The following is a 26578-nucleotide window of genomic DNA, read 5'->3' on the forward strand; positions in this document are numbered from 1 at the left end:
GAGGACGCGCTCGGCGCCGGGAAGATCTCCGTGCTGCTGTGCGACACCCGCGGCGACGCCATCCGCGAACAGCACCATCTGCGCAACCTCATGGACCGCAGGGTGGACGGCATCATCGTCACCGGCCGGCGCACCGACCCGCGGCCGCCGCTGAAGGGCATCGAGCCGATCCCGACGGTCTACGCGCTCTCGCCGTCCACGGACCCGGCGGACATCTCCGTGGTCTCCGACGACCGCAGCGGAGCGCACCTGGCCGTCGAGCACCTGCTGGCGACCGGCCGTACCCGGATCGCACACGTCACCGGTCCGGCGCACCACGCGGCCGCCCGCGACCGCGCCCGGCACACCGTGGAATCGTTGGAGCGCTCCTCGTTGGAGCTCGCCACCGGACGGGTCCACTTCGGCGAGTGGAGCGAGGCGTGGGGGCGCCGCGCCGCGGAAGCGGTCCTGCGCACCGCCCCGGACACGGACGCGTTCTTCTGCGGCAACGATCAGATCGCCCGCGGTGTCGCCGACGCCCTGCGCGAGAACGGCGTGGACGTCCCGGGACAGGTCGCGATCGTGGGCTACGACAACTGGGACATCATGGCGCTGGCCTGCCGCCCGCCCCTGACCACGATCGACACGGATCTCACCGAGATCGGCAGACAGGCGGCCCTGCGGCTGCTGAGCGCCATCGGCTCCGAGCCTGAGCCCGGCCTGCACACCGTCCCGTGCCGTCTCGTCGTTCGCGAGTCCAGTTGAGCTGTCGCGTGCCGAAAGGCGCATGCACGGCCGGCACGCGCCCGGGCCAATCCCACCCCGGCAGACACCCCGCCCCCGGCCTGAGCCCCGCCCTCTCCCCTGCCGTCTCGCCGTCCGCGAACCCAACAGAGCCGTCGCATGCCACATGCCCGGCCGACACACGCCCGCGCCCACCCCGCCCGGCAGACACCCCACCCCCAGCCGAAGCCGCCACACCGTCGCCGGACCGGCCGGAGCAACGGCCTCGCCACGCCCGTGGACCGCTCGGACGACGGCATGGTGCCGACCTGCGTGTCCCACGCGGACGGGCGGTTCCCCTCGAACCCGCAGGTCGAGGGGAACCGCCCGTGAGACGGCGGACGCGGCGGTCAGGCGCCGGTCGCCGCCTCCGTGTTGCCGTAGTAGGCGTCGGGGCCGTGCTTTCGGGTGTAGTGCCGGTCTAGTAGGTGGCGAGGCGGTGGGGTGGCGGGGCCCAGCGCCATGGTGTGGATCGCGATGTCGGCGACGGCTTCGCAGATGATCGCGTGCTCCAGGGACTTGCGGGCGGTGGCGCCCCAGGTGAACGGGCCGTGGCCCGCGACCAGGGCGGCAGGCACCTCGGCCGCCTTCTGGTCGTCGCTCTCCAGCAGGTCGACGATCACACGGCCGGTGTTGTACTCGTAGTCCTTCGTGCACTGTTCGACGGTGAGGTCGGGGGTGCAGGGGATCGGCCCGTTGAAGGTGTCGGCGTGCGTGGTCCCCAGGACGGGGATGTCGCGGCGGGCCTGGGCGAAGGCGACCGCGTGGGTGGAGTGGGTGTGGGTGACCCCGCCGACGGACGGGAAGGCCAGGTAGAGGCAGCGGTGGGTCTCGGTGTCGGTGGAGGGGCGCAGGTCGCCGTCGACCACCTTGCCGTCGGACAGGCGGACGGTCACCAGGTCGTCGAGGGTGAGGTCCTCGTAGGGCACACCGGAGGGCTTGATGACGAAGACGCCCGCCTCCCGGTCGATCCCGCTCACATTGCCCCAGGTCAGGGTGGCGAGGCCGACCTGGGGGATGGTCAGGTTGGCGTCCAGTACCTCTTGCCGCAGGCCGTCGCGGACTCGCGCGGTCATCAGTCGTCTCCTTCTGCGCGGGGCACGCGGCTCACAGCGCCTGGGCGAGGCGGTGGTAGGCGGCGTTCCACCGGATTTCCTTGGCGAGGTGGTCGCTGCTGGTGTTCTCGTCGATGGTGAGCAGTTCGACGCCGGTCATGGCGGCGAAGTCGGCCAGCGTCTCCAGGTCGACGGCGGAGCTGAGCACGGTGTGGTGCGGGGCGCCTGCCAGCAGCCAGCTCTCGGCCGATTCCGCGAGCGAGGGGCGCGGCTTCCACACGGCCCGGGCGACGGGCAGTTGGGGCAGCGGTTGGCTGGGCGCGACCACGTCGACCGAGTTCGCGGTGAGGCGGAAGCGGTCGCCGAGGTCGGCCAGGCCGACGACCACGGCGGGGCCGGGCGCCGCGTCGAAGACGAGACGGACGGGGTCCTCGCGGTCGCCGATGGACAGGGCGTGGATCTCACAACTGGGGCGGCTTGCCGCGATGGAGGGGCAGACCTCCAGCATGTGCGCACCCAGGATGCGCGGCTCGCCCGGGCCGAGGTGGTAGGTGTAGTCCTCCATGAAGCTGGTGCCGCCGGGCCGGCCGGCGCCCATCACCTTCATCGTGCGCAGCAGCGCCGAGGTCTTCCAGTCGCCCTCGCCGCCGAAGCCGTAGCCGTCGGCCATCAGCCGTTGGACGGCCAGACCGGGCAACTGCCGCAGCCCGCCCAGGTCTTCGAAGTTGGTGGTGAAGGCGGTGAAGCCGCCCTCGGTCAGGAAGGTCCGCAGGCCGAGCTCCTGACGCGCGGCGTAGCGCATCGAGTCGTGGCGGATACCGCCGGGGCGCAGCGCGGGCCGTACCTCGTACTCCTCCTCGTAGACCGCGGCGAGTTCCGTGACGGCCTTGTCCTCGACGGCGTCGACGACGGCGACCAGATCGTTGACGCCGTACGTGTTCACCGAGTAGCCGAACCGGAGTTGGGCCTCGACCTTGTCGCCCTCGGTCACGGCGACGTCGCGCATGTTGTCGCCGAAGCGGGCCAGCCGCAGGGTGCGCGCCGCGTGCCGGCCGGCGGCGGCCCGCGACCATGCCGCGATACGGCGGATCACGCGCGGGTCCGTCGCATGCCCGGCGACGATCTTCCGGTTGACGCCGACACGTGCCTCGATGTGCCCGAACTCCCGGTCACCGTGGGCGGCTTGGTTGAGGTTCATGAAGTTCATGTCGATGCTCGACCAGGGCAGCGACAGGTTGTACTGGGTGTGCAGGTGCAGCACCGGCCGGTCCAGGGCGCTCAGTCCGGCGATCCACATCTTCGCCGGGGAGAAGGTGTGCATCCACACGATCACGCCCACGCAGTCGTCGGAGGCACTGGCCTGAAGGCACAGCCTGCGGATCGACTCGGCATCGGTGAGGACCGGCTTCCACACGATCCGCAGGGGGATCTCGTTGGCACCGTCCAGGCGTTCGGAAATCTGCTGGGACTGATGGGCGACCTGGGCCAGGGTGTCGTCGCCGTACAGCGCCTGGCTGCCGGTGAGAAACCAGATCTCCCGGCCGGTGGTCGGTTCTCCGAGTGAGGCCATGATGGGGTTCTGCCTTTCAAGTGCTGGGAGTTCGGGGCGAGTTGTCGGAAGGCTCAGGCGGATGCCTCGGCGCGGAGGCGGCGCAGGCGGTGCATGACCTCGTTGGTGCCGCGGCCGAAGTAGTCGTGCAGCAGCCGGTATTCGGCGTACAGCCGGTCGTAGGCCGCGGCCCGCTCCGCGTCGGGCTGGTAGACGCCCCGGTCGGCCTTGCCCATCGAGCGTGCGGCGGCCTGGATGTCGGTGTGGGCCCCGGCGGCGACCGCCGCGTGCATCGCCGCGCCCAGGGCCGGGCCCTGGCTGGAGCCGATGACACCGAGGGGTCGGCGGGTGACGTCCGCGTAGATCTGCATCAGCAGCGCGTTCTTCGTCAGACCGCCCGCGACGATCAGTTCGCCGACCGGCACTCCGGACGTCTCGAACGCCTCGATGATGGTCCGGGTGCCGAACGCGGTGGCCTCGAGCAACGCCCGGTAGACGTCCTCCGGCCGGGTCGACAGCGTCAACCCGAGGACCACACCGCTGAGTTCGTGGTCGACCAGCACGGAGCGGTTGCCGCTCTGCCAGTCCAGCGCGATCAACCCGTGCTCGCCCACCCGCTGTTCGGCCGCGAGGGCGGTGAGGTGTTCGTGCGGGTCACGGCCGAGCGCGGCCGCCTCCTCGGCGTACGACGCCGGAAGCCCCGTCCGCACGAACCAGCCGAAGATGTCACCGACCCCGCTCTGCCCGGCCTCGTAACCCCAAAGACCCGGCAGAATCCCGCCGTCGACGACCCCGCACATGCCCGGCACCACACCCTGCCGGTCGGAGCTCATGACATGGCAGGTGGAGGTGCCCATGATGGCCACCATCTGCCCCGGGTCCACCGCTCCCGCCGCGGGCGCCGTCACATGTGCGTCGACGTTGCCGACGCACACCGCGATCCCTTCGGGCAGGCCCGTCCAAGCCGCCGCCTCGGCTGTCAACCCGCCCGCCCTGGCGCCGAGTTGACCGATCGGCTGGTCCAGCTTGTCGATCACGAAACCGGCGAAGTCAGGGTTCAGCGCGGCCAGATAGCCACTGGAGGGGTAACTCCCGTCCTGGAGCTGGCCCTTGTATCCGGCGGTGCAGGCGTTGCGCAGATACGTGCCGCACAACCGCCAGACGATCCAGTCCGCGGCCTCGACCCAGCGCTCGGTCAACTCGTAGAGTTCGGGGTCCTCCTCCAGCAGTTGGAGCGCCTTGGCGAACTCCCACTCCGAGGAGATCTTCCCGCCGTAGCGCTGGAGCCAGGGCTCCTTGCGTGCGTCGGCCAGTTCGGTGATGCGGTCGGCCTGGGCCTGAGCGGCATGGTGGCGCCAGAGTTTGACGTAGGCGTGCGGGCGGCCGGCGAGTCCGGGGAGTTCACACAGGGGTGTGCCGTCGGCGAGCACCGGCAGCACTGTGCACGCGGTGAAGTCCGTGCCGATGCCGATCACTTGCTCAGGTGACACACCGGCTGCGGCGAGCGCCTCGGGCACCGCGTGGCGCAGCACGTCGAGGTAGTCACCGGGTACCTGCAGTGCCCAGTCGGGCGGCAGCGGCGTGCCGTCCGGCAGCTCCCGGTCCAGGACGGCGTGCCGGTACGTGTGCACCGCCGTTCCCAACTCCGCGCCGTCATCGACGCGGACCACCACCGCCCGCCCCGACAGCGTGCCGAAGTCGACTCCGACGACGCAGGGGGTGAGGCTCGTAGATTCATGGTGCTCTGTGTGCACAACCGGCCGTCCTTAGCGCTCTCGAACAGGTTTGAGGTGGGCGGGATCCCTGGAGTAGCTCAACATTCGATATATCGATCAACGTTCGACTTGTCGAATACAGGTGGGCGCGCCTCGATCAACGGGACAACCCTTCATCCCCGGCTCCCGAACTCTCACCCCTTCGGTGCCGCTGGGGGCATACCCCTGCGGTACCGATGAGAAAATGATTGCTCAATCTTGCTCGGGCTCATAGTGACCCGTCGGCGCTCCCACGTAAAGCCCTACGCCCCTTCCGGTCGGGATCAACCAGCCCGAAGCGGCGACATCGTCGACCGTATCCGCCTGCGTACTGCACGAATCACGGGAGCGCCGGCGTCCGCCGTCGCACCGCACTCCACGTGTCGCGAGGGCGGTCAACGCTTGCCTGTGAGGACGAGTGATCACAGCTTGGCGAGAAAGCGTTTTCGCAATGCGGCCGCGTCCGGACCGCCTCGCCCCCGACGGCCACCCCCTCCCAGGCCCGCATCTTCCCCGCGACTGCCCTATGGAGGCCCTCGACGCGTCAGCGCCGTGCGACCTCATCGACATGATCAACGGCAATCGGCCGGGGTGCGTGCGGCCCCGCCCGGGCGCTCTCGCGGTCAGCGACCCGAACCGCGCGGCCGGCCGGGCGGATGGCGCCAAGCCGGACACCACCCGTCCGTCGCGGCTCCGCGTCCGGATCGGCGCACCCGAGGAGCCGTAGGCCGCCGTCGGCCGGAAAGCGGATCACACGTTCCGGCCAGGGGCCACCACGCTCCTGGGGAAGAGTTTCTCAAACGTTGCGCACAGGCCATCGCGATGCACTGGTTCCGGTCTCTTGACACTGCCTGCACCGTGCGGAAACATCGCCGCAACACTGGTCCGTGAGCGCCGTGACCTGGTGTCATGTCTCCCACCTCAGCCGGCAAGTCACTGACCTCACACGATCGCCCCTTCCGCGTTGCGCGCCGAAGAAGCCGTGCGCTGATGGGGAAACGGTTTTCCCAATCAGGCCCACTCAACCTTCGTACAGGAAGGGGCACTCACATGCTCCGACTACGCCGTCGTGCGCGTCGCACCGTGATAAGAACCGTGACGAGAGCCGTGGTCGCGGCCCTGATGGTGGTCCTCGGCGTCGTCGTCACGACACCGGCGCACGCCGCGGGCAACACCCTCACGGTCAACGCCGGAACGGTGGTCCGCCCGGTCACCCACGTGGCGTCCGGCGGACTCTACGGCGTCGACAGTGGCAGCAGCGCTCCGTCGTTGAGCCAGTTGTATCCGCTGCACGTCAACAGCTTCACCCAACCCCCGCCGGGCACCCAGCAGTTGGGCAACGGGGCGACCTCGCCCTGCTGCGACGCGCTGTCGGTCGCCGGCAGGGTCACCGCCGCCGGCGGTCAGCAGTACGTCCGGCTGCCCGACATCTTCAGTCAGTGCTGTTACAACTGGGTGAGCTGGGCGGACTGGGAGTCGAAGGTCTCCACGATGGTGCAGGCGCGGGTGAACGCGACCAGCTCCACGAACATCGCGGGCTACGAGATCTGGAACGAACCGGACCTGAACTGGACGAACAGCACGGGCGGTAACGCCGGCACCTTCGACGCCATGTGGACGCGCACCTACAACGACATCCGGGCCATCGACACACTCACGCCGATCGTGGGACCGGGCGCGGGCCGCTACAACCACGCCTGGATGCTCGACTTCATGACCAACGCCAAGAACACCAACACGCTTCCGGCGGTCGCGGTGTGGCATGAGCTGCTGACCTCGGGCCCGACGGACATCCCGGCGGACGTGGCCGACTTCCGCGCCATCGAGACCTCGCTGGGCCTTGCCCACCGGCCGATCTCCATCAACGAGTACGGCGCCAAGAACTACATCGACGCGCCGAGCGTGGGCGTGCGCTACATGGCCGCCTTCGAACGGGCCGGTGTGCACGATGCCGAGCGCCCGTACTGGTACGAGGCAGGCACGGTGAACGGCCTGCTCTACAACGACCAGCCGACGGCGTCCTACTGGGCGTACAAGTGGTACGGAGACCAGTCCGGCAACGTCGTCGAGACGGTCCCCCAGTCGACGCTCGACGGTGTCGCGTCGTACGACGCCAGTCGCCAGCAGGTCAACGTCGTCTTCGGCGGCGACAGCGGCGACAACACCGTGAAGGTGAACGGTCTCGGTGCCCTCGGCTCACAGGTCACCGTGGCACTCTCACGCACCGAGAACACGGGGCGCCTGACGAACGAGGCCGCGCCGGTCGCCGTGTCCACGGCGACGTACACCGTGGGGTCCGACGGCAGCATCTCCGTACCGGTGACCGGCATGGACGCCCTCGACGCGTACCAGTTGCTCATCACGCCGGCGACGGGTGCGCCGACATGGCAGCAGACGTACGAGGCGGAGAACGCGACGGCCGTCAACGCCAACCGGCTGAGCGCAAGCAGCGCCTCGAACGGCGGCTACGTCGGTCAGATCGACCACAAGACCGACATGCGTGACGACAGCTTCGTGGACTTCCTCGTCAACGTGCCGACCGCGCGGTCGTACACGATGACCGTCAAGTACGCGAACGCCACCGGTGCGAACTCCACGCAGGGGCTCGCCTACAACGGCGGTTCCTGGTCGACGGTCACCTACCCGCCGACCAGCTCCGGGTGGGGCCATCCCACAGGGTCCGTCACCGTCAACGTCAGCCTGCACGCGGGGTACAACATGATTCGCCTCGCGAAGGGAGCACCAGGCTTCTCCGGAGGCACCGGCTACGCCGAGTTGGACAACATCACGCTCGCCTAGGTCTCGTACCGCGCCGTGCAGGGTTGTTCCCGCCACGGGAGCGCCCTGCGCGGCCACCAGCACCCGCCGAACCCCCGCGTTCGACGGTTCTGGAGACCGCGGGAAGCATCATTGCCCATCGGGCTGCGGATCAGATGGAGGTCAGGGAGCGATGCCCACACCGTCGATCCGGCTCCATGTCCGCTCCTGTGCCGCGGTCATGGCGGGCCAGGTGAGGCCGCCCGGTCGGGGACGGATCCGGGACGCGTAGGGCGCGGGGCGGAAGTCGGGGTCGTAGAAGCAGCCGCCGGCGTAGGTCTTGTCGAAGGCCGCGCAGGAGGCCGCGATCGAGCGTGGGGTCGGCTTGTGGCCGTGGCGTACCCATGTGTCCAGGGCCGCGAGGGAGTTGGCGTACTCGGAGTCGCTCAGTGCGCTGTGCTCGGTCTCCTTGGTGAAGGTCTGGACGAGGTTGCCGCCGTGGCCGGCACCTTGGAGGGTGGCCCGGTAGGCCGACTCGTGTTCGACGAAGGCGGTCGGGTCGTCGATCGCGTGCAGGGTGAGGACGGGGAGGAAGACCTTGCCCGTCAGGTCGCTGTCGTAGGAGAGGTCGCGGCGTGTGGTGGGGTCGGCCGAGAATCGTTCGACGCCCGCGTTGAGTGCCTTGTCGTCGTGTGAGCCCGAGTACCGAACACCTCGGTTGCTGAAGGGGTTTCGGCCGCCGAGCCGGGTCGACACGATGTCGCGGAACGTGAAGGTCGCGAACCGCAGATGTGACTCCAGCGAGCGTTCCGGGATGCGGGTGACGGCGAGGATGTCGTCGAGGTTGCGCTGCTGCGGCGCGGTGCGGTCGGCGGGGGCGGAGGCGAAGCCGGTGCATTCCTGGAGGCGGGCGTGGAGTCCGCTGCTCGTCATGGTGGAGTCCGCGCGGAGCCCCTGCCACAGCGGGTACTGGGGTTCGGTCGGACGGGGGTGGTTGTGGCAGTAGTACTGATAGACCACGCGTAGGTCGACCCGGTAGTCGTAGCCGCGCGAACCGCCGCCCAGGACGCCGCTCGTCAGCAGTACGCCGTCATAGGCGCCGGGCTGCCTGCCGTAGGTCTCGGCGACCTTGGCGGCCACGTCGCCGCCCCAGGACTGGCCGTGGACATAGGTCCGTTTCGGCTTGCCGAACTCCGCGACGAACAGTCTGCGCACACTCTCGGTGTCGGCGGCGGCCATCCGGGTCCCGTAGCCACCGCGGCGGTAGGACGAGCCGGCCCAGGCATACCCCTCCTCGACCATCACCGCCCAGCGCCCCAGATCGTCGGTGCTGCGTGCCGGGTCCGAGGAGTCACCGAGGTCGGGGCCGCCGTGCGCGTGCACGACGAGGGATCCGTTCCAGCGGAGTGGAACAGCCATCGTGTAGTACGCCCCGTTGGCGTCCTGGCCCGTGTAACACGTCGCCTTCCCGGCCAGGTTGGGCGGACAGGTGGCGATGGCGGGCGGCGCGGTCTGCGACCGGGGAGCGGGGGCGTTGCCCAGCGTGCCGAGGAGCGCCACGGCGAGGGCGGCGGCCAGGAGTGCCGGGCGGTGGCGGCGGGCCGGGAGCCGTCGGCGTACGGGTACGAGGGTGTCAAGTGTGTTCACGGGAGCGGCTCCTGTGGATTCGCTGTGCGAAGTTGCCCTGCGCACCGTGATGTTAGGAACCGCCGGGTGGGGGGACTACCTGTCGATCATTGCGTTCATAGTGTTCGCCCGCCCTACCTGCTGTCCGGAGACAGGTCGGAGGGCGCGCGAGCGGTGACGATATACTCGCCCGTTGGGCCGGAATCAACGGACAGCCAGAACGAGGGTGCAGGGGAGGCATGGGGTGCGGCAGGCAGGTGTGCTCGACGTCGGCTGCCACAGTGCTCTGCTGACGGTCGTGCGGCGGCGCCCGGGCGCGATGCTGGAGCCGGTTTTCTCCCGCAAGGTGCGGCTGAGTCTGCACGAGACCCTCGACCGCAAGGGGCGGCTGGACCGGGCCGGCGTGGAGAGCGTCGAGCGGGCGGTGGCCGAGGCCGTCGCCGCGGACCCGCGTCGGCACGGACCGGAGGTGTTCGCGTTCGCCACCTCCGTCATCCGGGACGCCCCCAACCGCGACGCGATCATCGCGCGGGTGGCCCGCACCACCGGCACCCGCCTACGCGTGTTGACCGGCGAGGAGGAGGCGCGGCTGGCCTACGTCGCCGCCCGCCAGTGGGCCGGTCCGGCGACCGGCCCGCTGCTCGTCCTGGACATCGGCGGCGGCACCCTGGAGATCGCCTCCGGCACCGGGGACCAGCCCGACGCGGTGCACTCACTGCCGCTGGGCGCGCGCAGGATCACCCGGGACTGGCTGCCCGGAAACACCGCACCGTCCCAGCGGCGTCTGACCGAGATCCGCAAGCACCTGCGCCGGTCCCTGGAAGCCGTTCCCGGTCTGCCGCTCGCCGAGCCGGGCATGCGGGTGCTGGCCTGTTCCAAAACCTTCGAGCAGCTCGCCCGGCTCGCCGCGGCACGGGGCAAGGCGCCGCGGACCGGGCGGCAGTTGGCCCTGCCTCACCTGCGCTCTTCGGTCACCCTGCTGGCCGGGGCGAAGCCGTCCCGCCGCGGCAAACTGCCGGGCATCTCACGCCATCGCGCCGAACAGTCCCTGGCCGGAGCACTGATCGCACAGACCCTGATGGAAACCTGCGGGGCCGGGAGCGTCGAGATCTGCCCGTGGTCCACCCGCGAAGGACTCCTTCTGGAACACCTCGGCGCACACCCGCAGCGGTGAACCCCTTGGGGCGGCAGTCGACCCCCCACACACTGTCGACAAAAATTGCTGACAATATCTCCGGTGATAAAATCAGCGATCTGGTCCGAAGCCGGTGATCACGGCGGCGGGCGTCCGCGTGCGAGAGAGGGAGCGACAGCCGGTGACCAGCACGCACATCAAGGGGGCGGCCGCGCGAACCCATGTGAGCACGTACATCCGTGACGCCCTGCGGAGCGGACACCTTGTGCCCGGGCAGCGGCTGGTGGTGCAGGACCTGGCCGACGAGCTGGGGGTGACGCGGAGTTCCGTACGTGAAGCGCTGGTCGATCTCGCCTCCGACGACTTGGTGGAGATCGTACGCAACCGGGGGGCGCGGGTCAGGCTGATCTCGATCGAGGAGGCCATCCAGATCACCGAGTGCCGGTCCGCACTGGAGCGGGTGTGCGCGCGCCGGGCGGCGGTACACGCGACTGAAGCCCAGCGTGCCGAACTCATCGAGGTGGGACGGCAGTTGAGTGCGGCGGTCGCGGAGGACGCCGCCGAGACCTACTCGATGCTCAACCGCAGGCTGCACGACCTCGTCATCGACTTCAGCGGCCAGGTGGTCGCCAAGCGTCAACTGGAGCGACTCAACACGCAGATGGTGCGCTTCCAGTTCCGCCTCGCGCTGCGGCCGGGGCGTCCGCAGCAGTCACTCCCCCAGCTCCTGGCCATCATCGACGCAGTCGTCGCCGGTGACCCCGGCGCCGCCGAGGCGGCCGCCGAGGCTCAACTGGCCAGCGTGATCGAGGAGTTGCGCACGACCGGGGCCCCCGTTCCGTCGAGCCCGTGAGACGACACGGGCTCTCCGCTCCTCCTCGGCTACCACGCGTCCTGGGTGGCGAAGTACCGCTTCCAGAAGTCGAGTTTGACGGCGGAGGCCACCGGTATCGGACCGTAGTGCTCGCCCACCTCCATCACGGTCGGGGAGTTCCGGGCATAGGCGTGCCACGTCGGCAGCCCCGGACCGTTGGGGTCGCCCTTGGCGATGTAGTTGGCGACGTAGGACGTCATGGTGTCGGCGATCTCGTGATCCGTACTGGTCCAGCCCTGGTCGGCCGGGTAGAGGCTGCCGAAGAAGTAGGCGATCTCCGAGCCGTGGTAGGCCCCGCGGATGTCGTGGTCCGGCCCCGGCGGACGGTGGGTCCAGAAGTAGGTGTGCACGGGCAGGCGGGAGCCCCGGCTCCATTCCCCGGCCCATAGGTAGGCGGACACACGGGAGTTGTCACGCACGGCGTCGTTGCTGGCAAGCGCCGCCTCGTCGTCCGTAGCGGCCGGGTAGAGGGTCAGGAACTCGTCGGCCAATGTGCCGAACTTCCGGTGCGCGGCGCTCGTGTAGTCGTCGAGGGTGACATGCACGGGCGGGGCGCCGGGACGGTCCGGGTAGCCGGCCGACCGCCAGTAGTTGAAGGCGGTCTCCGGCACCGCTCCGCTCTCGTCCAGGTTGTTGCCGGCCAGGTACCAGACGTCGTTCTGCGCCCGCCGACGGTAGGTGGCGTCGTAGCCCGCCGGGATCACCCAGCCGTCCACCACTGGGCGGAACAGCGGGGGTTCGGCGACCGTGCCGGTGTCCACCGTGGTGTCCTTCAGGGTCGCGGCGTCCGTCAGCTCCTGCCAGGGCAGCGCGCGCATCTCCGCCAGGGTGCTCGCGCCGTGCGAGGCCGCATAGGCGACGCCTTGGCTCTCGGCGGTGGCCTTCTTCCGCCATGACGTTCCCAGATAGCGCAGCTCAGGGTCACGCGGGTAGCGCACCTGGCTCTGGGCGATGGCCCGGTGGAAGAGTCCCGAGGCCAGCGGCGAGAGGGCCAGCAGGTCCGTGGAACCCGCTCCGGCGGACTGGCCGCCGAGGGTGACCCGGTCGGGGTCGCCGCCGAACGCCTCGATGTTGCGTCGTACCCAGCGCAGTGCCGCGATCTGGTCCAGCAGGCCGTAGTTCCCCGAGGCGCCGTGACCGGACTCGCGGCTCAACTCGGGTGTGGCGAGGAACCCGAGGGCACCGAGGCGGTAGTTGACGGTCACGACGACGACGCCCTTGCTCGCCAGCGTCGACCCGTCGAACAGGGGGTCGGAGCCCCTGCCTCCGGAGAAGCCTCCGCCGTACAGCCAGACGTACACCGGGCGCCGCTCCCCGGCTCTCGTCGCGGCGGTCCACACGTTCAGGTTGAGGCAGTCCTCGCTCATGGCGAACCCGGTGCCAGCCTGCGGGGGCGCGTCCCCGAAGGTGTCCGCCACGCGTACCCCCTTCCAGGAGGGCGCGGGCCGGGGTGGACGCCAGCGGTTCTTCCCCGCGGTGGAGGCGGCGAAGGGCAGACCCCGGTAGACGGTGACACCCGGGAGCGCGGCGGGGATGCCCGACACCAGGCCGGACTCGGTTCTCACCGGTGTGCTCGCCGAGGAAGCCGCGGCGGAGGCGGGTTCGGCCGCGAAGGCGGCGAGGGCGGCGGTTCCGGCGGCGAGGCCGGCGGTCCGGCCGAGGAAGCCCCGGCGGTCCCACGCCTGGCTGTCGTCCCCGGAAGGGGCTGGGTGATCCGGGAAATGCATACGGTTCTCCGATCTCCGGACGGGTGGCCGGGCGCACGGCGGCTCGCAGCGGGCAGGCAGGGGCGGCGGCTCGAACAGGGTGGCGTGAACCCAGCAGGTCACTCGGATTGTCCGACGAATGACGCTGGAAAACGTAACACCGCCGCATGGCACCCACAAGAAGTCGGCAGCTCTTGCCTGAGCTTTTCGGGTCCTCATCGCGAGATGGCGCCCCAGATTGTCTGACAATGCAAAGCGAGCACCGCCACACCGGGGGCGCACCCCCGGTTAGCCGGCCCACCTCCGCCGATCCATAGCTGCAAAAATCATTGGATGAAATTGTTGACAATCCTGTCGGGCTGCACTTCAGTCGGTGTGCGGCTTTCGGTCATGCCGAGCGACCGATATCGAGCCGAGAACCTTGGGAGGCCTGATGGAGATCGTGGACACGCACACCCACGTCATCTCACCCGACACCACGCGCTACCCCCACGCACCTGTAGGGGGGCGCCAGTCCGCGTGGTCACAGGCCCACCCCGTGGACATCGACGGCCTGCTGCACGCACTCGACGACGCGGGAATCTCACGGGCCGTCGTGGTGCAGGCGTCCACGGTCTACGGCCACGACAACCGATACCTGGCCGAAGCGGTCCGCTCCCACCCCGACCGGTTCGTCGGGGTCTACTCGATCGACGCCCTGGCCGACGACGCCGTAGCGCAGATCAAGCAGTGGCAGGACCAGGGGCTGTCCGGCTTCCGGCTGTTCACCACCGGGACCACGATGCCCGGCCAGGCGGACTGGCTGGGACATGAACGTTCGTATCCCGCATGGGCCTATGCGGAGGAGCACGACATCCCCGTGTGTCTCCAGATGACGATCCAGGGTCTGCCCGCCCTGCGGAACCTGCTGGAGCGCTTCCCCCGGGTGCGGGTCCTGCTCGACCACTGCGCGCGCCCCGACCTGTCCGACGGCCACCCTTACCAACTGTCGGTGGAACTCTTCGAGTTGGCGGTCCACCCCGGAGTCCACCTGAAACTCACGCACCGCGCCCTGGAAGCCTCCAAGGTGGGCAGGTCCACGACCCGGGCCTTCCTGACGGACCTGGTGGCCTCGTACGGCGCCGGACGCATCGCGTGGGGCTCCAACTTCCCGGCGGCGGAAGGGAGTCTGGCCGGCATCCTCGACGAGGCCCGGAGCGCGCTTTCCGGTCTCTCCGACGACGACCTGAGGTTGGTCTTCGGCGGTACGGCCCTCGCGTTCTATCCGTCCCTCGCGACGACGGGCGAAGCCCGTGCCTGAGCCCACCGTCCTGCGCACCGTCCTCGCCGACCACCCGCACACCGCGAAGCTGAAGAGCGGCGAGATCCGTGCCGAGCACGTCACCCTGTCGTTCACCGACATCGCACCGGTCCACCGGGCCTTCGCACCCATGGTGCGCGAAGAGGCTTACGACCTCAGCGAGTTGGCCGTCGTGACCGCCTTGCAGGCCATCGCCCACGGCGCTCCCGTGGTCCTGCTCCCGGCCGTGGTGGCCGCCCGCTTCCAGCGCGGTTGTCTCATCACCCACGCCACGCGACCGGTCACGCCGGCACAACTGGTCGGCGCACACGTCGGGGTGCGTGCATACACCCAGACCACGGGCATGTGGGTACGCGCGCACCTCGCCGAGGACTTCGGTCTGGCGGCGGACGACATCCACTGGATCACCCACGACGAACCCCACGTGGCCCAGTACACGGACCCCGACTTCGTTGAGCGACGCATCGGCGGCGCCTCCCTGCCCGACTTGCTGCGCGAGGGCCGGATCGACGCCGCGATACTCGGCAACGACCTACCCCGGGATGAGGAGTTCGTGCGCGTCGTCCCGGACGCCGACGCACGCGACGAGCGGTGGTGGCGGCAGCACGGATACATGCCCGTCAACCACATGGTCGTGGCCGGTGCGTCGGTCTGCCGCCGGGGCCCGCGGGCGGTCCGCGAGGCATACCGCCTTCTGCGCAGAGCCGATGCGGCTGTCGAGCGCCCGGACGACGAGCCGTACCCGACCCTCTTCGGCTTCGACCGCCTGCGTGAGCCGATCGAATACATCGTCGCGGCCTGTCTGGAACAGGGGCTGCTGCCCAGAGAGCTCACACCGGAGGAGGTCTTCGAACCGGCGAGGAACGTTCTCGGCAGCGACGCCGCCTGAACCCCGGTTCCCCGTCCGACGCTCCCCGACCGCTGCTCCCCGCCAGTCTTTCAACACCAGTCTTTCAACGAAGAAACTGGAAACGACGATGAGTGAAGCAACCACCACGGCCGCACCCGTACAACCGGTCCAACCACCCCGCCGCTTCTACAAAGACCTCGCCTTCCAGGTGCTCGCCGGAGTGGCGCTGGGCGTCGTCGTGGGCAATTTCGCCCCGTCCGTCGGCCACCACCTTCAGTTCCTCGGCGACATCTTCATCCACCTGATCCAGATGGTCGTCGGCCTCATCATCTTCTGCACCGTCACCCACGGCATCGCCAGTGTCCGTGACCTCGGAAAGGTCGGCCGTATCGCGGTGCGCTCACTCGTGTACTTCGAGGTGATCACGACGATCGCCCTCGTCATCGGGCTCGTCGTGGTCAACGTGCTCCGCCCGGGTGCGGGTATGCACGTGGACCCGTCGTCACTGCACGCGGCGACGAACACCGCTCCCGCCGAGTCGGAAGGCTTCGACGACTTCCTCGTCAGCCTGGTGCCCACCTCCGCCGTGCAGGCGTTCGCCGAAGGAGACATCCTTCAAGTCCTCGTGTTCTCCGTGCTGTTCGCCTGCGGACTGGCCTCCCTCGGCGACAAGGCGCAACCCGTGCTGGACATCGTCGGCAGTATCCAGCAGACGCTGTTCTGGATCATTCGCAAGGTCATGCGCATCGCGCCACTCGCGGCCTTCGGCGCCATCGCCTTCACCGTCTCCAAGTACGGCCTGGGCACACTGACTTCACTCGGGAAACTGATCGGCGTCTTCTATCTGATCGTCCTGCTCTTCTTCGTCCTGGTCCTGTGGCCGGTGTCGCGGTATGCGGGCATCAGCCTGTTCAAGCTGCTGCGGTACTTCCGCGCGGAGCTGTTCCTCGTGCTCGGCACCAGTTCGTCGGAGAGCGTCTTCCCGCAACTCACCTCCAAGCTCAAGAGACTTGGGGTGGACGAGCCCGTGGTCGGCCTGGTGCTTCCGACGGCGTACAGCTTCAACCACGACGGGACCTGTCTGTACTTCGCCGCGGTCAGTGTGTTTCTCGCGCAGGCCACCGGCAGTGACCTGGGATGGCAGGCGCAGGTCGGCCTCCTGCTCGTCCTGCTGCTCACGTCCAAGGGCGGCGCGGGGGTGTCGGGATCGGCGATCGCCGTGCTGGCACTGACCCTGAGCGCGACGCACAAGATCCCGGTGGACAGCATCGCCCTGGTGCTGGGCATCCACAGCATCCTGTCGGCCGCCTTCGTCTTCACCAACGTCGCCGGCAACTGTGTGGCGACCCTCGTGGTCGGCAAGTGGGAGAACGCCATCGACCGGGAGCAACTCCACGCGGAACTCGACGCCGGCTACCAGACAGCCGCCTGACGCGCACCGACACCCGCATGGGAAGCGGACGCGGGCATCCCTCTATCCAAAGATCTCTGACAATATCGTCGACAATAATGGAGCGGATGGCCTGCCACCGGCGTGCCACCGTCCGTCGCCCAGCACCTGCCGAGCGCCCACGAGACTTCCGCGAGAGGGAAAACCGATGATCATCGACTGTCACGGTCACTACACGACCGCACCGCCCGCACTGGCGACCTGGCGGGACCGGCAGATCGCCGGGCTCACCGACCCGTCGGCCGCCCCCACCCGCGCGGAACTGAGCATCAGCGACGACGAGCTGAGAGAGACCATCGAGCCCAACCAGCTCCGGCTCATGGACGAACGCGGCATCGACCTGACGGTCTTCTCACCCCGCGCCTCGTTCATGGCCCACCACATCGGCGACTTCCAGACCTCGTCCACGTGGGCGGCCATCTGCAACGACCTCTGCTATCGCATCAGCCAGTTGTACCCGGAGCGGTTCGCCCCCGCCGCGATGCTTCCACAGTCACCCGGCGTCGACCCCGCCACCTGCATACCCGAACTCACCCGCTGCGTGGAGGAGTTGGGCGCCGTCGCGCTGAACCTGAACCCCGACCCCTCGGGCGGCCACTGGACCGCCCCGCCGCTCACCGACCGCTCCTGGTACCCCGTCTACGAGAAGATGGTGGAGTACGACATCCCGGCGATGATCCACGTCAGCACCAGCGTCAACCCCGCCTTCCACACCACCGGCGCCCACTACCTCAACGCCGACACCACCGCCTTCATGCAGCTCGTCCAGGGCGATCTGTTCGCGGACTTCCCCACCCTGCGCCTGGTGATCCCGCACGGCGGCGGAGCCGTCCCCTACCACTGGGGCCGCTTCCGGGGACTGGCGATGGCCCTCGGGAAGCCTCCTCTGGAGGAACACGTCCTGGGGAACGTCTACTTCGACACCTGCGTCTACCACCAGCCCGGCTCCGACCTCCTCTACGAGGTCATTCCCACCCGCAACATCCTCTTCGCCTCGGAGATGATCGGCGCTGTCCGCGACATCGACCCCTGCACCGGTCACCACTTCGACGACACCCGCCGCTACGCCGAGGCAGCCGGTCTCCCGGCCCTCGACCTGGCCGCCGTACAGGAACACAACGCTCGTGCCGTATACCCCCGCCTCGACGCCCTGCTGAAGCGCCAGGGCCGCTGACCGGCCTCGATGGCCACCTCGGTGTCCGGGCGGCTCCCGGTCCAAGTCCGCCGGCGGAGCCGCCCGGGGAACCCCCGTGCATCACCCGCGAGCCGCCCTTCGCTCACTCGGCCGCATCCTGCGTGGACCGCAACAGCAGGGCTCTGCGGGCGGCGCCCACGTGATGGCGCATCGCGGCGACGGCCGCGTCGGGGTTGCGGGTGAGGATCGCCAGGAAGATGGCCTGGTGTTCCTCGAGCGATCCGGTGCGCGGATGCGGCACGGTGAGGTCGCGGTACTGCCGCATGACGAGGGAGTAGAGCAGCGTGTCGTAGGCGCGGGCCAGCGTCTGCTGATGGGCGGCGTGCTTGACCTGCTGGTGGAAGGTCCGGTTGCCCTGGGAGTAGCCCGCCTGATCGCCGCCGGCCTGGCAGTCCGCCATGAACTGGAGCGTACGGCGCAGCCCTTCGACCTCCTCCTCGGTCGCGCGCTCGGCGGCTTTGCCCGCCAGCGCGGATTCGAGTGTCTCCCGCGCCTCCAGGATGTCCAGGGCCTCCTCGACCGTGAAGTCCCTTGTCCGGACCCCCCTGTTGACCTCGCTGGTGACATAGCCCTCCTGCGCCAGTTGCACCAGCACGGCCCGCATGGTGCTGCGTGAGACGCCGAACCGCTGGGTCAGGTCCGCTTCGGTGAGGCGGGTGCCCGGTGCGAAGCCTCCCGACTGCAGGAGGGAGCGCAGGCCCTCATAGGCCTGGCTGTGCCGCGTCGACGGGCTCTTGTCGGCCGTGTCGTCGTGGTGCTTCGAGTTCACATGATCACCTGTGGCTCGGGGGGAGATGTCTGGCGCCTGTGAAGCAGTATCGCTGGCGGACGAACTCGCGTCCCCCCGTGGGCCGGTGGCGGGCGCGGCGGCAGCTCGGGCCGTCAGGCGCGGCTTCGGGCCACCTGCCACTGAGGCCGGGACGAGACGCAGAACCCATCTTTGTCCAACAATCATGAGCGAGGACAGTGCTCCGAGCACATGCACAGGATGTTTTTCCGCAGCATCCTTGTCGGCAGAAGTCGACGGTGTTACGTTCGCATCACCGCTTGTCGGACAATCTCGAAAGCGCAGGATGTCGCCGAGGCTGTCTCACCGGAAAGTTCCGGCCGAACCCGGCCGCCCCTTTCGAGGCACAAGTCACCACGGTCAGCAGCCCGTCGCACCATCACCATCAACGCCACCCACCGGCACGAGCGCACGGCTCCCACTCCGTCTCATCGCCGTGAGCCCGAGGGAGCCGAGGAGAGCAGCCATGTCGACCAGCCCGCGAACCCTCCACCCGGAGGCACTCCGTCTCGACGACGTCACCCTTCAGTTCCCCGGCACACATCAGCCGGCGATCGAGAACGTGTCGCTCAAGGTCGATCGCGGCAAGGTCGTCGCCGTGATCGGGCCCAGCGGATGCGGCAAGAGCACCATCCTCAATCTCGCCGCCGGACTGCTCACCCCCACCGAGGGCGCGGTCCACTACGCCGGCGAGCGGGTCACCGGCGTCAACTCCGATGCCGCGTACGTGACTCAGCACTCGCATCTGCTGCCCTGGCTGAGCGTCAAGGCCAACATCGGTCTGGCGCTGAAGTTCCGCAAGGTCGCCAAGGACGAGCGCGAGGAACGTGTCGCGCGGTGGGTGGACCTCGTCGGGCTGACCGGCTTCGAGAACCACTACCCCCGGGAGCTGTCCGGCGGGATGCAGAAGCGCTGCGCGATCGCGCGTGCGCTGATCTACGAACCGTCCATCGTGCTGATGGACGAACCGTTCGGTCCGCTCGACGCCATCACCCGGCTCGAACTCCAGCAGGAACTCCTCAACATCTGGCGGGAGCAGAACGGGACCCTCATCTTCGTCACGCACGATCTCAACGAGGCCATCTACCTCGCCGACGAGGTCATCGTGATGTCGAAGGGCCCCGGCACGGTACGCCGTGTCCTGCCCGTCCCCTTCGAACGCCCGCGCCAGATCGGCTCGTTGGTCGAGTCGCCCGAGTTCTCGGAGCTCTACAACGACCTGTGGGGTCTCTTCGCCGCGGAGCGTAAGTCCGCCGCGTAGCCCACCGATTCGGCCGCCTCGACAACCCCTCCCACACCGGCGCGCTCCCCGGACCGCCAGAGCGCCATGCCGTCATGCCCTCGCTGAGTAAGGTTCACGACTTTGATATCGATCAAGGAAGAGATCGCCGTACCGAGTCCTCCCGAACGCGTCTGGGAGATCATCTCGGACCCGTCAGCCGTCGTGTCCTGCATCGGCGGCGCGGAACTCGGGGCCTCGCACGACGACGGGTCCTTCGACGGAACGCTGGCTGTCAGATTCGGCGGTCTCCGGGTCACGTTCGCCGCCCGGGTCGCCCTGGACCTGGACGAGACCGCGCACGAGGGCCGTCTGACCGCACGCGGCGCGGACGGTCAGCGCGCCACCCGCTTCACCGCCGAGGCCACCTTCCGGGTCACCGAGGGGGCGGCCCCCGGCAGCTCCCTGGTCTTCTGCGACGGCGAGATCAAACTCAACGGCAAGCTCGCCAAGCTGATCGAGTCGGGCGCGGGGATGGTCGTCTCCCGGATGACGAAGGAGTTCACCGCCGAACTCGTCGAGCTGTGCGCCGGAACCCCCGTTGCCGCCGACGCCAGCGGTCCGGCGGCAGCGGAAGCCGCCGACGCGGGCGCCGCCCCGACGCGCCCGACCGGCCTGCTGGCTCGGCTGCGCGCCTGGTGGTCCGGTCGACGGGCCCGGCGCGGGGGCGGGCCGCCGCAGACGCCGGCCGGCTCGGTGAACACGTCCGGTGAGGCTCTCGGCCAGGGAGGTCGGCGATGACAACGACCAGGTACAACAAGGTGATCGGCGCCCTCGCGGCGGGACAGCACGTCTTCGCGACCTTCTCGGCGGCGGACCCTGCGTCCGCGATCGAGTTGACCAACTCGGCCTACGACGCCGTCGTGTTCGAGATGGAACACAAGCCCTGGGACATCAACGCCCTCAAGGACAGCTTCCAGTACCTCCTGAGCCGGCGTCAGATCTTCGAGGCGGAGAGCCTCGCCCCGGCCCTCACCCCGCTCGTCCGCATCCCCGCCAACGGCGCGGAGAAGGCCCAGTGGCACGCCAAACAGGCCCTCGATCTGGGGGCGTTCGGTGTCGTCTGGCCGCACATCTCCACCGTGGAGGAGGCCCGTAACGCGGTCGCCGCCTGCCGCTACCCCCGGCTGCCCGACGCACCACTCCACGAACCCGCCGGTCTGCGCGGGGACGGCCCGCACGCGGCCACCCGCTACTGGGGCATCTCGAACATCGAGTACTACGCCAGGGCGGACGTCTGGCCGCTCGCCCCGGACGGGGAGATCCTCGTCGGCCTGATGATCGAGGACCAGCTCGGCATCAGGAACCTGCCCGACATCCTCGACCAGGTCCCGGGGATCGGCCTGATCCTCATCGGCGAGGGCGACATGAGCCAGGAACTGGGCTTCCCCCGCCAGTACGAACACCCGCGGGTCCTGGAGTGCAAGCGCCGGATCCTCGACATCTGCGGGGAGCGCGGGGTCGCCGTGGGCCACCCCCATGTCACGGCGGCCAACGTCAAGCAGGTCATCGACGACGGCTACCGGTTCCTGATGTCGGCGCCGGTGCGCACGTATCCCGGCCTGGACCGGGCCCGCGAGCTGACCGGCCGCGACTGACAACGCCCGCCCGTCCGGCCTCGTACCGCCGCCGCGGGCGTACGCCACGCCACCATCGCTACACATGTCTCGGAGCAACTCATGATCATCGACTGCCATGGTCACTTCACCACGGCGCCCCCCGCGCTGGGCAAGTGGCGCGAGCGGCAGATCAAGGCGTTCGAGGAGTCGGGCGCCCGCGTCTCACCCGACGAACTACACATCACCGACGACGAGATCCGCGGCGCCATCGAGAACGGGCAACTGAAGCTCCAGATCGAGCGGGGCACCGACCTGACCATTTTCTCGCCGGGCGCGGGCAAGATGGCCCACCACTACGGCGACGAGATCACCAGCCTCGACTGGTCGCGGGTCAGCAACGACCTGATCGCCCGGGTGTGCGCCCTGTTCCCCGACCGGTTCGTCGGCGTGTGCCAGCTCCCCCAGTCGCCGGGCGACGCGCTGGCCGCCTCGGTCCGCAACTCGGTCGCCGAACTGGAGCGCTGCGTCGAGAAGTTGGGATTCGTCGGCTGCCTCCTGAACCCGGACCCCTCGGACGGCTACTACCAGGCCCCGCCGCTGACCGACCGCGTCTACTACCCGCTCTACGAGAAGCTGGTCGAGCTCGACGTCCCCGCGATGATCCATGTCGCGATGTCGCGGAACCCGGCACTGCAAGGCACCTGCGCCCACTACCTGGCCGGGGACACCGCGGCCTTCATGCAACTGTGCGAGTCGGACCTGTTCAGGGACTTCCCGACACTGAGGCTGATCCTGCCGCACGGCGGCGGCGCCGTCCCGTACCACTGGGGCCGCTACCGGGGAATGATGATCGACCGCGGCCGGCCGCCGCTGGAGGAGTCGATCCTGCGCAACGTCTACTTCGACACCTGCGTGTACCACAAGCGCGGCATGGAGCTGCTGCTGGACATCATCCCCGCGCGGAACGTCCTGTTCGCCTCGGAGATGATCGGCGCCGTCCGCAGCGTGGACCCGGAGACCGGGCGTCGGTTCGACGACACGAAACACACCCTCGACTCCATCGACGGCCTGAGCGACACCGACCGGCAGGCGGTCTACGGAGGCAACGCGCTGCGGGTCTTCTCCCGGCTCGACGGTGTCCTCAAGGCGCGGTCGACGGCCGCGGCGAACGTGAAGGAGCCCCAGAAGTGAAGGTCTACGAAGCGCTCGCCGAGGCGTTCGTCAAGGAAGGCACCACGGATGTCTTCGGCATGATGGGCGACGCCAACATGCACTGGATGGCCGCGCTCGCCGACCGCGGGGTGCGACTGTACGAGGTGCGGCACGAGGGCTCGGGCCTCGGCATGGCGGACGGCTGGGCCCGTGGCGCGGGCCGGCCCGGCGTGCTCACCACGACCAGCGGTCCCGGCGTCTCGCAGTTGGCCACCTCGATGATCGTGGCCAGCCGGGCGGGCACTCCCCTGGTCGCCTTCTGCGGCGAGACCCCGCTCGGTGACGAGGGCGCCACCCAGTACCTGGACCAGCGCCGCTTCGCCGCGGCCATCGAGTGCGAGTTCCTCCACGTCACCCGGCCCGAGAACGCCCAGGAGGCCGTACGGCAGGCGTTCTACCTGGCCCGTACCGAGTCCAAGCCGGTCATGATCAGCGCGCCCTTCGACGTGCAGAGCGCCGAACTCGACGACTACGACGAGGACTACGTCCCCTCCACCGCCCTGATCCGCACCTCACGGCCGCTGCCCGACCCGGTCGACGTCGAGGCGGCGTGCGACCTGGTCCAGAACGCCAAGCGTGTGGTGATCATCGCGGGGCGCGGGGCACGCAAGGCGGACGCGGGCGAGCAGATCCTCGCCCTCCAGGAACAGACCGGCGCCCTGCTCGCCACCACGCTCCAGGCGAAGAACTGGCTGTGCGACCGCACCGACTTCCACGTCGGTCTGTCGGGTCTGTTCGGCGACAAGACGTCGATGGAACTGCTCCAGGAGGCCGACTGCGTCATCGCGGTCGGCGCCAGCCTGAACCACTACACCATCGAGAGCGGCTACCTCTATCCCGAGGCCAAGTACATCCAGATCGACACCGCACCGCACCTGGTGATGGGCAACGGCAGGATCGCCGACCGCTATCTCCAGGCCGACGCGGTCACCGCCGTCACCGAGCTGACCCGGGTCCTGCGGGAGCGGTCGGTCCGCCTGGAGGGCTTCCACACCGACGCCGTACGCCAGCATCTGACCGCACGGCTCCAGCCGCCGGCCGAGTATGTGAACGAGCCCGGGCGGCTGGACCCGCGCGAGGCGATCTGGATCCTCGACCACGAACTCCCCGGCGACATGGGCCTGGTGCTGGGCAGCGGACACCAGACCGACTTCGGCACCATGCTCTTCCAGCGCTCGCGCGACGTGCTCTCCAACTACGGCATGTTCGGCGCCATCGGACAGGCCCCGCTGATCGCCCTCGGCCAGTTGATCGCACAGGGCAACCGGCCCGGTTTCGTGGTCGAGGGCGACGCCAGCTTCCTCATGCACCTGTCCGAGTTCGAGACCGCGTGCCGCTACGACGTCCCGCTGCTGGTCGTCGTGATGAACGACCAGGGCCTGGGCGCCGAGTACCACAAGGCGCGGGCCAAGGGCCTCGACCCGGAACTGGCGACCATTTCCACACCCGAACTCGGCGCGGTGGCCCAGGCGTTGGGCGGTGGCGGGGCGACGGTCCGCACCCCGCAGGAGCTGCGCGACGCACTCGCGGAATACGTACGCTCCCCCCGGCCGACCGTGATCGACGTCCGCATCACCCGCGAGGTGCTGAGCACGCCGTACCGCCGCATCCAGTACGGCGAGGACGTGTGAGCGCCATGAACGGGACACACCCGACGCCACCGCTGAACGTGCTGCTCGGCAACTACCCGCACACCCGGCCTCTGAAGGACGGGACCGTCGCCGTGGACGGGGTGGAGTGCCGGTACCCGGAGTCCTCCCCACTCCCCCCGGCCTTCGCCCGGATGGTCCGCGAACTGGCCTACGACATCTGCGAGATGCCGACGGCCACCTACCTCCAGGCCCGTGACGCCGGCATCCCGCTGACGCTGCTGCCAGTGGTGCTGGTGGGCAGTACCCATCACCGCTCCCTGACCCGGCTGCCCGAGGGCCCGGAGCTGGACCCCGCCGACCTCGTCGGCCGGCGGGTGGGGGTGAGGGCGTACGGCCAGACCACCGGTCTGTGGGTGCGCGGGTGGCTTCAGGAGGAGTACGGGGTGAAGTCCTCGGACGTCACCTGGGTGACCACTGAGGACGTCCATGTCGCCCAGTACGTCAACCCCCCGAACGTGGAACGGTCGACGGCCGAGCGGGTCGCGGACCTGCTGCGCTCCCACGACGTGAGCGCGGCGGTGCTCGGCCCGAAGGCGATCGGCGGGCAGGGCGCGGGACTTGTCCCGCTCGTGGCGGACGCCGAGGGCGCCGGGCGGGCGTGGACCGAGCGGCACGGGACGATCCCGGCGAACCATCTGCTGGTGGTGCGCGACGACGTACTGCGCGACCGCGCGGATGCCGTCCTCGCCTTCTACCGCGCCTTGCAGCGGACCATCGCGGACACCGCGGGCGAGCGGGACGACTCCCCCGCCGGACGTGCGGTCACCACCGGATGGACCCCGGCGCTGACCGCCTGTCTGGAGATCGCCGGACGGTACGCCCTGGAGCAGCACCTCGTCGCCGAGCCGGTCGATGTCGAGGCGATCGAGAAGAAGACGGCCTTCCTCACCCGCTGAGGAACACACAGAGAGGAGCAGCGGTGCGAGAGCCGGTAGGGCTGCGCAAGCGGGGCAACCCGCCCACGCGCAAGCCGACGACATGGACACCCGATCTGCTCGACAAGGTCGCCTGGCGGGTGAAGGCCGCGAACGAGCCCTTCCGAGGGATCGCCACCCCGGACGGCATCCGGCCGGGACTGTTCCCGCTGCGCGACACCGGCGCGGACGTGCGCCGGGTGTACCGGGCGGCCGAGGACTACCTGGCCGGCCTCACTCAGAAGCAGCTCGCCGAGGGCCGGTTCGCGATGGACGACGTGAGCTGGCGCCACTGGAACAACGGCGCACGCTATTTCCTGCGCCACGGCCTGTTGCTGGAGGACTTCGACGACGCTCAGCGCGAGCGGGCGCTGAACGTCGTCCGCGAGAGCCTCAGCGCGGACGGATTCCGCCAGATGACCGACCTGATGCACCTCAATCTCACCATCGGCGAGCTGAGCGACAACACGGACGGGCTCAACGAGTGGCTGTACTGGTTCTCCCTGTACGGCGAGCCGGAGAACGGCGGCCCGTGGGGCTGGCAGCTCGACGGGCACCACGTCAACATCAACTGCGTGTTCGTCGGGGACCAGATGGTCCTCACCCCCTCCTTCCTGGGCGCCGAACCGGTCGTCGCCGGATCCGGCAAGTACGCCGGGACCGTGGCCTTCCGGGGTGAAGAGGCCCTGGGACACGAGCTGTTCACCCAACTCGACGGTGGACAGCGGGAGCGGGCCGTCATCGCGGACACCCTGCCGGCGGAACTGTTCGCCGGTGCCTTCCGGGACAACCTCGATCTCGACCACCAGGGGCTGCCGCTGGGCGAGATGACGCCCGGCCAGCGGGAGACGGCGCTACGCCTGCTCGGGCTCTACGTCAACCGGGCCGGCGACCCGCACGCCCGGGTCCGTATGGAAGAGGTCCGGGCCCACGAGGGCGACACCCGCTTCGCCTGGGTCGGCGACCCAGACGGGACCTTCTACTACCGCTTCCACAGCCCCGTGATCCTCGTCGAGTTCGAGCACATGCCCGGAGTGCTCTTCGACAACGACTATCCCTCGCGGCGGCACATCCACACCGTCGTCCGCACCCCCAACGGCAATGACTTCGGCGTCGACCTGCTGCGCCAACATCACGAGCGCCACCACAGGTCGTGACCATG

Annotated in this window: 22 protein-coding genes; 16 read left to right on the forward strand and 6 right to left on the reverse strand. The window is 69.2% G+C overall.

Features of this window, described 5'->3' with window-relative positions; translation table 11 throughout:
• On the forward strand, positions 1-744 hold a 744-nt coding region (locus ABZT04_RS36460; protein ID WP_356062229.1), incomplete at its 5' end, for a substrate-binding domain-containing protein.
• A gap of 368 nt (positions 745-1112) precedes the next feature.
• On the opposite strand, the gene araD is transcribed toward ABZT04_RS36460, so the two are convergent.
• From araD to araB, 3 genes are read right to left on the reverse strand one after another with little or no spacing between them, the layout of a single operon-like run.
• A complete protein-coding gene (gene araD, locus ABZT04_RS36465) occupies positions 1113-1838 on the reverse strand; it encodes an L-ribulose-5-phosphate 4-epimerase AraD (protein WP_356062232.1) in 726 nt (241 codons plus the stop codon).
• Positions 1839-1869: 31 nt separating this feature from the next.
• Complete coding sequence (gene araA / locus ABZT04_RS36470) at positions 1870-3387, reverse strand: L-arabinose isomerase (protein WP_356062235.1); 1518 nt, start codon at positions 3385-3387, stop codon at positions 1870-1872.
• Between the two features lie 53 nt (positions 3388-3440).
• Positions 3441-5120 (reverse strand): ribulokinase, encoded by a 1680-nt coding sequence (araB, locus tag ABZT04_RS36475; RefSeq protein ID WP_356062238.1) that lies wholly within the window; start codon positions 5118-5120, stop codon positions 3441-3443.
• A gap of 451 nt (positions 5121-5571) precedes the next feature.
• On the opposite strand from araB, the gene ABZT04_RS36480 reads away from it, so the two are divergent.
• On the forward strand, positions 5572-5847 hold the full coding sequence (locus ABZT04_RS36480; protein ID WP_356062241.1) for a hypothetical protein: 276 nt from the start codon (positions 5572-5574) through the stop codon (positions 5845-5847).
• Positions 5848-6215: 368 nt separating this feature from the next.
• Positions 6216-7919 (forward strand): hypothetical protein, encoded by a 1704-nt coding sequence (locus ABZT04_RS36485; RefSeq protein WP_356062244.1) that lies wholly within the window; start codon positions 6216-6218, stop codon positions 7917-7919.
• Between the two features lie 141 nt (positions 7920-8060).
• On the opposite strand, the gene ABZT04_RS36490 is transcribed toward ABZT04_RS36485, so the two are convergent.
• A complete protein-coding gene (locus tag ABZT04_RS36490; protein ID WP_356062247.1) occupies positions 8061-9524 on the reverse strand; it encodes a DUF6351 family protein in 1464 nt (487 codons plus the stop codon).
• Between the two features lie 223 nt (positions 9525-9747).
• On the opposite strand from ABZT04_RS36490, the gene ABZT04_RS36495 reads away from it, so the two are divergent.
• Together ABZT04_RS36495 and ABZT04_RS36500 are read left to right on the forward strand one after the other, a co-directional pair.
• Positions 9748-10677, forward strand: coding sequence for a hypothetical protein (locus ABZT04_RS36495; protein WP_356062249.1), 930 nt, complete (start codon positions 9748-9750; stop codon positions 10675-10677).
• 142 nt (positions 10678-10819) lie between these two features.
• Positions 10820-11491 (forward strand): GntR family transcriptional regulator, encoded by a 672-nt coding sequence (locus tag ABZT04_RS36500; protein ID WP_356062252.1) that lies wholly within the window; start codon positions 10820-10822, stop codon positions 11489-11491.
• A gap of 29 nt (positions 11492-11520) precedes the next feature.
• Here ABZT04_RS36500 and ABZT04_RS36505 read toward each other — a convergent pair whose 3' ends face one another.
• A complete protein-coding gene (locus ABZT04_RS36505; RefSeq protein ID WP_356062255.1) occupies positions 11521-13239 on the reverse strand; it encodes a carboxylesterase family protein in 1719 nt (572 codons plus the stop codon).
• A gap of 412 nt (positions 13240-13651) precedes the next feature.
• Here ABZT04_RS36505 and ABZT04_RS36510 point away from each other — a divergent pair, with 412 nt between their 5' ends.
• The 4 genes from ABZT04_RS36510 (at position 13652) to ABZT04_RS36525 (ending at position 17992) form a co-directional block, all read left to right on the forward strand.
• Positions 13652-14518, forward strand: coding sequence for an amidohydrolase family protein (locus ABZT04_RS36510; protein ID WP_356062258.1), 867 nt, complete (start codon positions 13652-13654; stop codon positions 14516-14518).
• Positions 14511-15407 carry a hypothetical protein gene (locus tag ABZT04_RS36515; protein ID WP_356062261.1) on the forward strand — a complete coding sequence of 299 codons (897 nt, stop codon included), beginning with the start codon at positions 14511-14513 and terminating at the stop codon, positions 15405-15407. The genes ABZT04_RS36510 and ABZT04_RS36515 overlap by 8 nt, the downstream gene beginning before the upstream one ends.
• Positions 15408-15495: 88 nt before the next feature.
• Positions 15496-16800, forward strand: coding sequence for a C4-dicarboxylate transporter DctA (gene dctA, locus ABZT04_RS36520; protein WP_356062264.1), 1305 nt, complete (start codon positions 15496-15498; stop codon positions 16798-16800).
• 166 nt (positions 16801-16966) lie between these two features.
• A complete protein-coding gene (locus ABZT04_RS36525) occupies positions 16967-17992 on the forward strand; it encodes an amidohydrolase family protein (protein ID WP_356062267.1) in 1026 nt (341 codons plus the stop codon).
• Between the two features lie 103 nt (positions 17993-18095).
• Here ABZT04_RS36525 and ABZT04_RS36530 read toward each other — a convergent pair whose 3' ends face one another.
• Positions 18096-18782, reverse strand: coding sequence for a GntR family transcriptional regulator (locus ABZT04_RS36530; RefSeq protein WP_356062270.1), 687 nt, complete (start codon positions 18780-18782; stop codon positions 18096-18098).
• A gap of 484 nt (positions 18783-19266) precedes the next feature.
• Here ABZT04_RS36530 and ABZT04_RS36535 point away from each other — a divergent pair, with 484 nt between their 5' ends.
• The 7 genes from ABZT04_RS36535 to ABZT04_RS36565 all read left to right on the forward strand — a co-directional run bounded on the left by ABZT04_RS36535 (position 19267) and on the right by ABZT04_RS36565 (position 26573).
• Positions 19267-20061, forward strand: a complete 795-nt coding sequence (locus tag ABZT04_RS36535) for an ABC transporter ATP-binding protein (RefSeq protein ID WP_356062273.1) — start codon at positions 19267-19269, stop codon at positions 20059-20061.
• 102 nt (positions 20062-20163) lie between these two features.
• On the forward strand, positions 20164-20820 hold the full coding sequence (locus tag ABZT04_RS36540) for an SRPBCC domain-containing protein (protein ID WP_356062276.1): 657 nt from the start codon (positions 20164-20166) through the stop codon (positions 20818-20820).
• Positions 20817-21677 carry an aldolase/citrate lyase family protein gene (locus ABZT04_RS36545; protein WP_356062279.1) on the forward strand — a complete coding sequence of 287 codons (861 nt, stop codon included), beginning with the start codon at positions 20817-20819 and terminating at the stop codon, positions 21675-21677. Before ABZT04_RS36540 ends, ABZT04_RS36545 begins: the two co-directional genes overlap by 4 nt.
• An 81-nt stretch (positions 21678-21758) precedes the next feature.
• Positions 21759-22829, forward strand: a complete 1071-nt coding sequence (locus ABZT04_RS36550) for an amidohydrolase family protein (RefSeq protein WP_356062282.1) — start codon at positions 21759-21761, stop codon at positions 22827-22829.
• Entirely contained in the window at positions 22826-24481 is a 1656-nt protein-coding gene (locus ABZT04_RS36555; protein WP_356062285.1) for a thiamine pyrophosphate-binding protein, read from the forward strand. The genes ABZT04_RS36550 and ABZT04_RS36555 overlap by 4 nt, the downstream gene beginning before the upstream one ends.
• Positions 24482-24486: 5 nt before the next feature.
• On the forward strand, positions 24487-25398 hold the full coding sequence (locus ABZT04_RS36560; protein WP_356062287.1) for a hypothetical protein: 912 nt from the start codon (positions 24487-24489) through the stop codon (positions 25396-25398).
• Between the two features lie 23 nt (positions 25399-25421).
• Positions 25422-26573 carry a DUF3500 domain-containing protein gene (locus tag ABZT04_RS36565; protein ID WP_356062290.1) on the forward strand — a complete coding sequence of 384 codons (1152 nt, stop codon included), beginning with the start codon at positions 25422-25424 and terminating at the stop codon, positions 26571-26573.
• Positions 26574-26578: the final 5 nt, after the last annotated feature.

Origin of the sequence: Streptomyces sp. NPDC005492, from assembly GCF_040605995.1 — a bacterium.
Classification (GTDB): Bacteria; Actinomycetota; Actinomycetes; order Streptomycetales; family Streptomycetaceae; genus Streptomyces.

Bases quoted from the DNA above. Each gene is read 5' to 3' on its own strand.
- ABZT04_RS36525 (WP_356062267.1), top strand. From the start codon at position 16,967: ATGATCATCGACTGTCACGGTCACTACACGACCGCACCGCCCGCACTG.
- araA (WP_356062235.1), bottom strand. From the start codon at position 3,387: ATGGCCTCACTCGGAGAACCGACCACCGGCCGGGAGATCTGGTTTCTC.
- ABZT04_RS36535 (WP_356062273.1), top strand. From the start codon at position 19,267: ATGTCGACCAGCCCGCGAACCCTCCACCCGGAGGCACTCCGTCTCGAC.
- araD (WP_356062232.1), bottom strand. From the start codon at position 1,838: ATGACCGCGCGAGTCCGCGACGGCCTGCGGCAAGAGGTACTGGACGCC.
- ABZT04_RS36560 (WP_356062287.1), top strand. From the start codon at position 24,487: ATGAACGGGACACACCCGACGCCACCGCTGAACGTGCTGCTCGGCAAC.
- dctA (WP_356062264.1), top strand. From the start codon at position 15,496: ATGAGTGAAGCAACCACCACGGCCGCACCCGTACAACCGGTCCAACCA.
- ABZT04_RS36545 (WP_356062279.1), top strand. From the start codon at position 20,817: ATGACAACGACCAGGTACAACAAGGTGATCGGCGCCCTCGCGGCGGGA.
- ABZT04_RS36505 (WP_356062255.1), bottom strand. From the start codon at position 13,239: ATGCATTTCCCGGATCACCCAGCCCCTTCCGGGGACGACAGCCAGGCG.
- ABZT04_RS36550 (WP_356062282.1), top strand. From the start codon at position 21,759: ATGATCATCGACTGCCATGGTCACTTCACCACGGCGCCCCCCGCGCTG.
- ABZT04_RS36480 (WP_356062241.1), top strand. From the start codon at position 5,572: ATGCGGCCGCGTCCGGACCGCCTCGCCCCCGACGGCCACCCCCTCCCA.
- ABZT04_RS36510 (WP_356062258.1), top strand. From the start codon at position 13,652: ATGGAGATCGTGGACACGCACACCCACGTCATCTCACCCGACACCACG.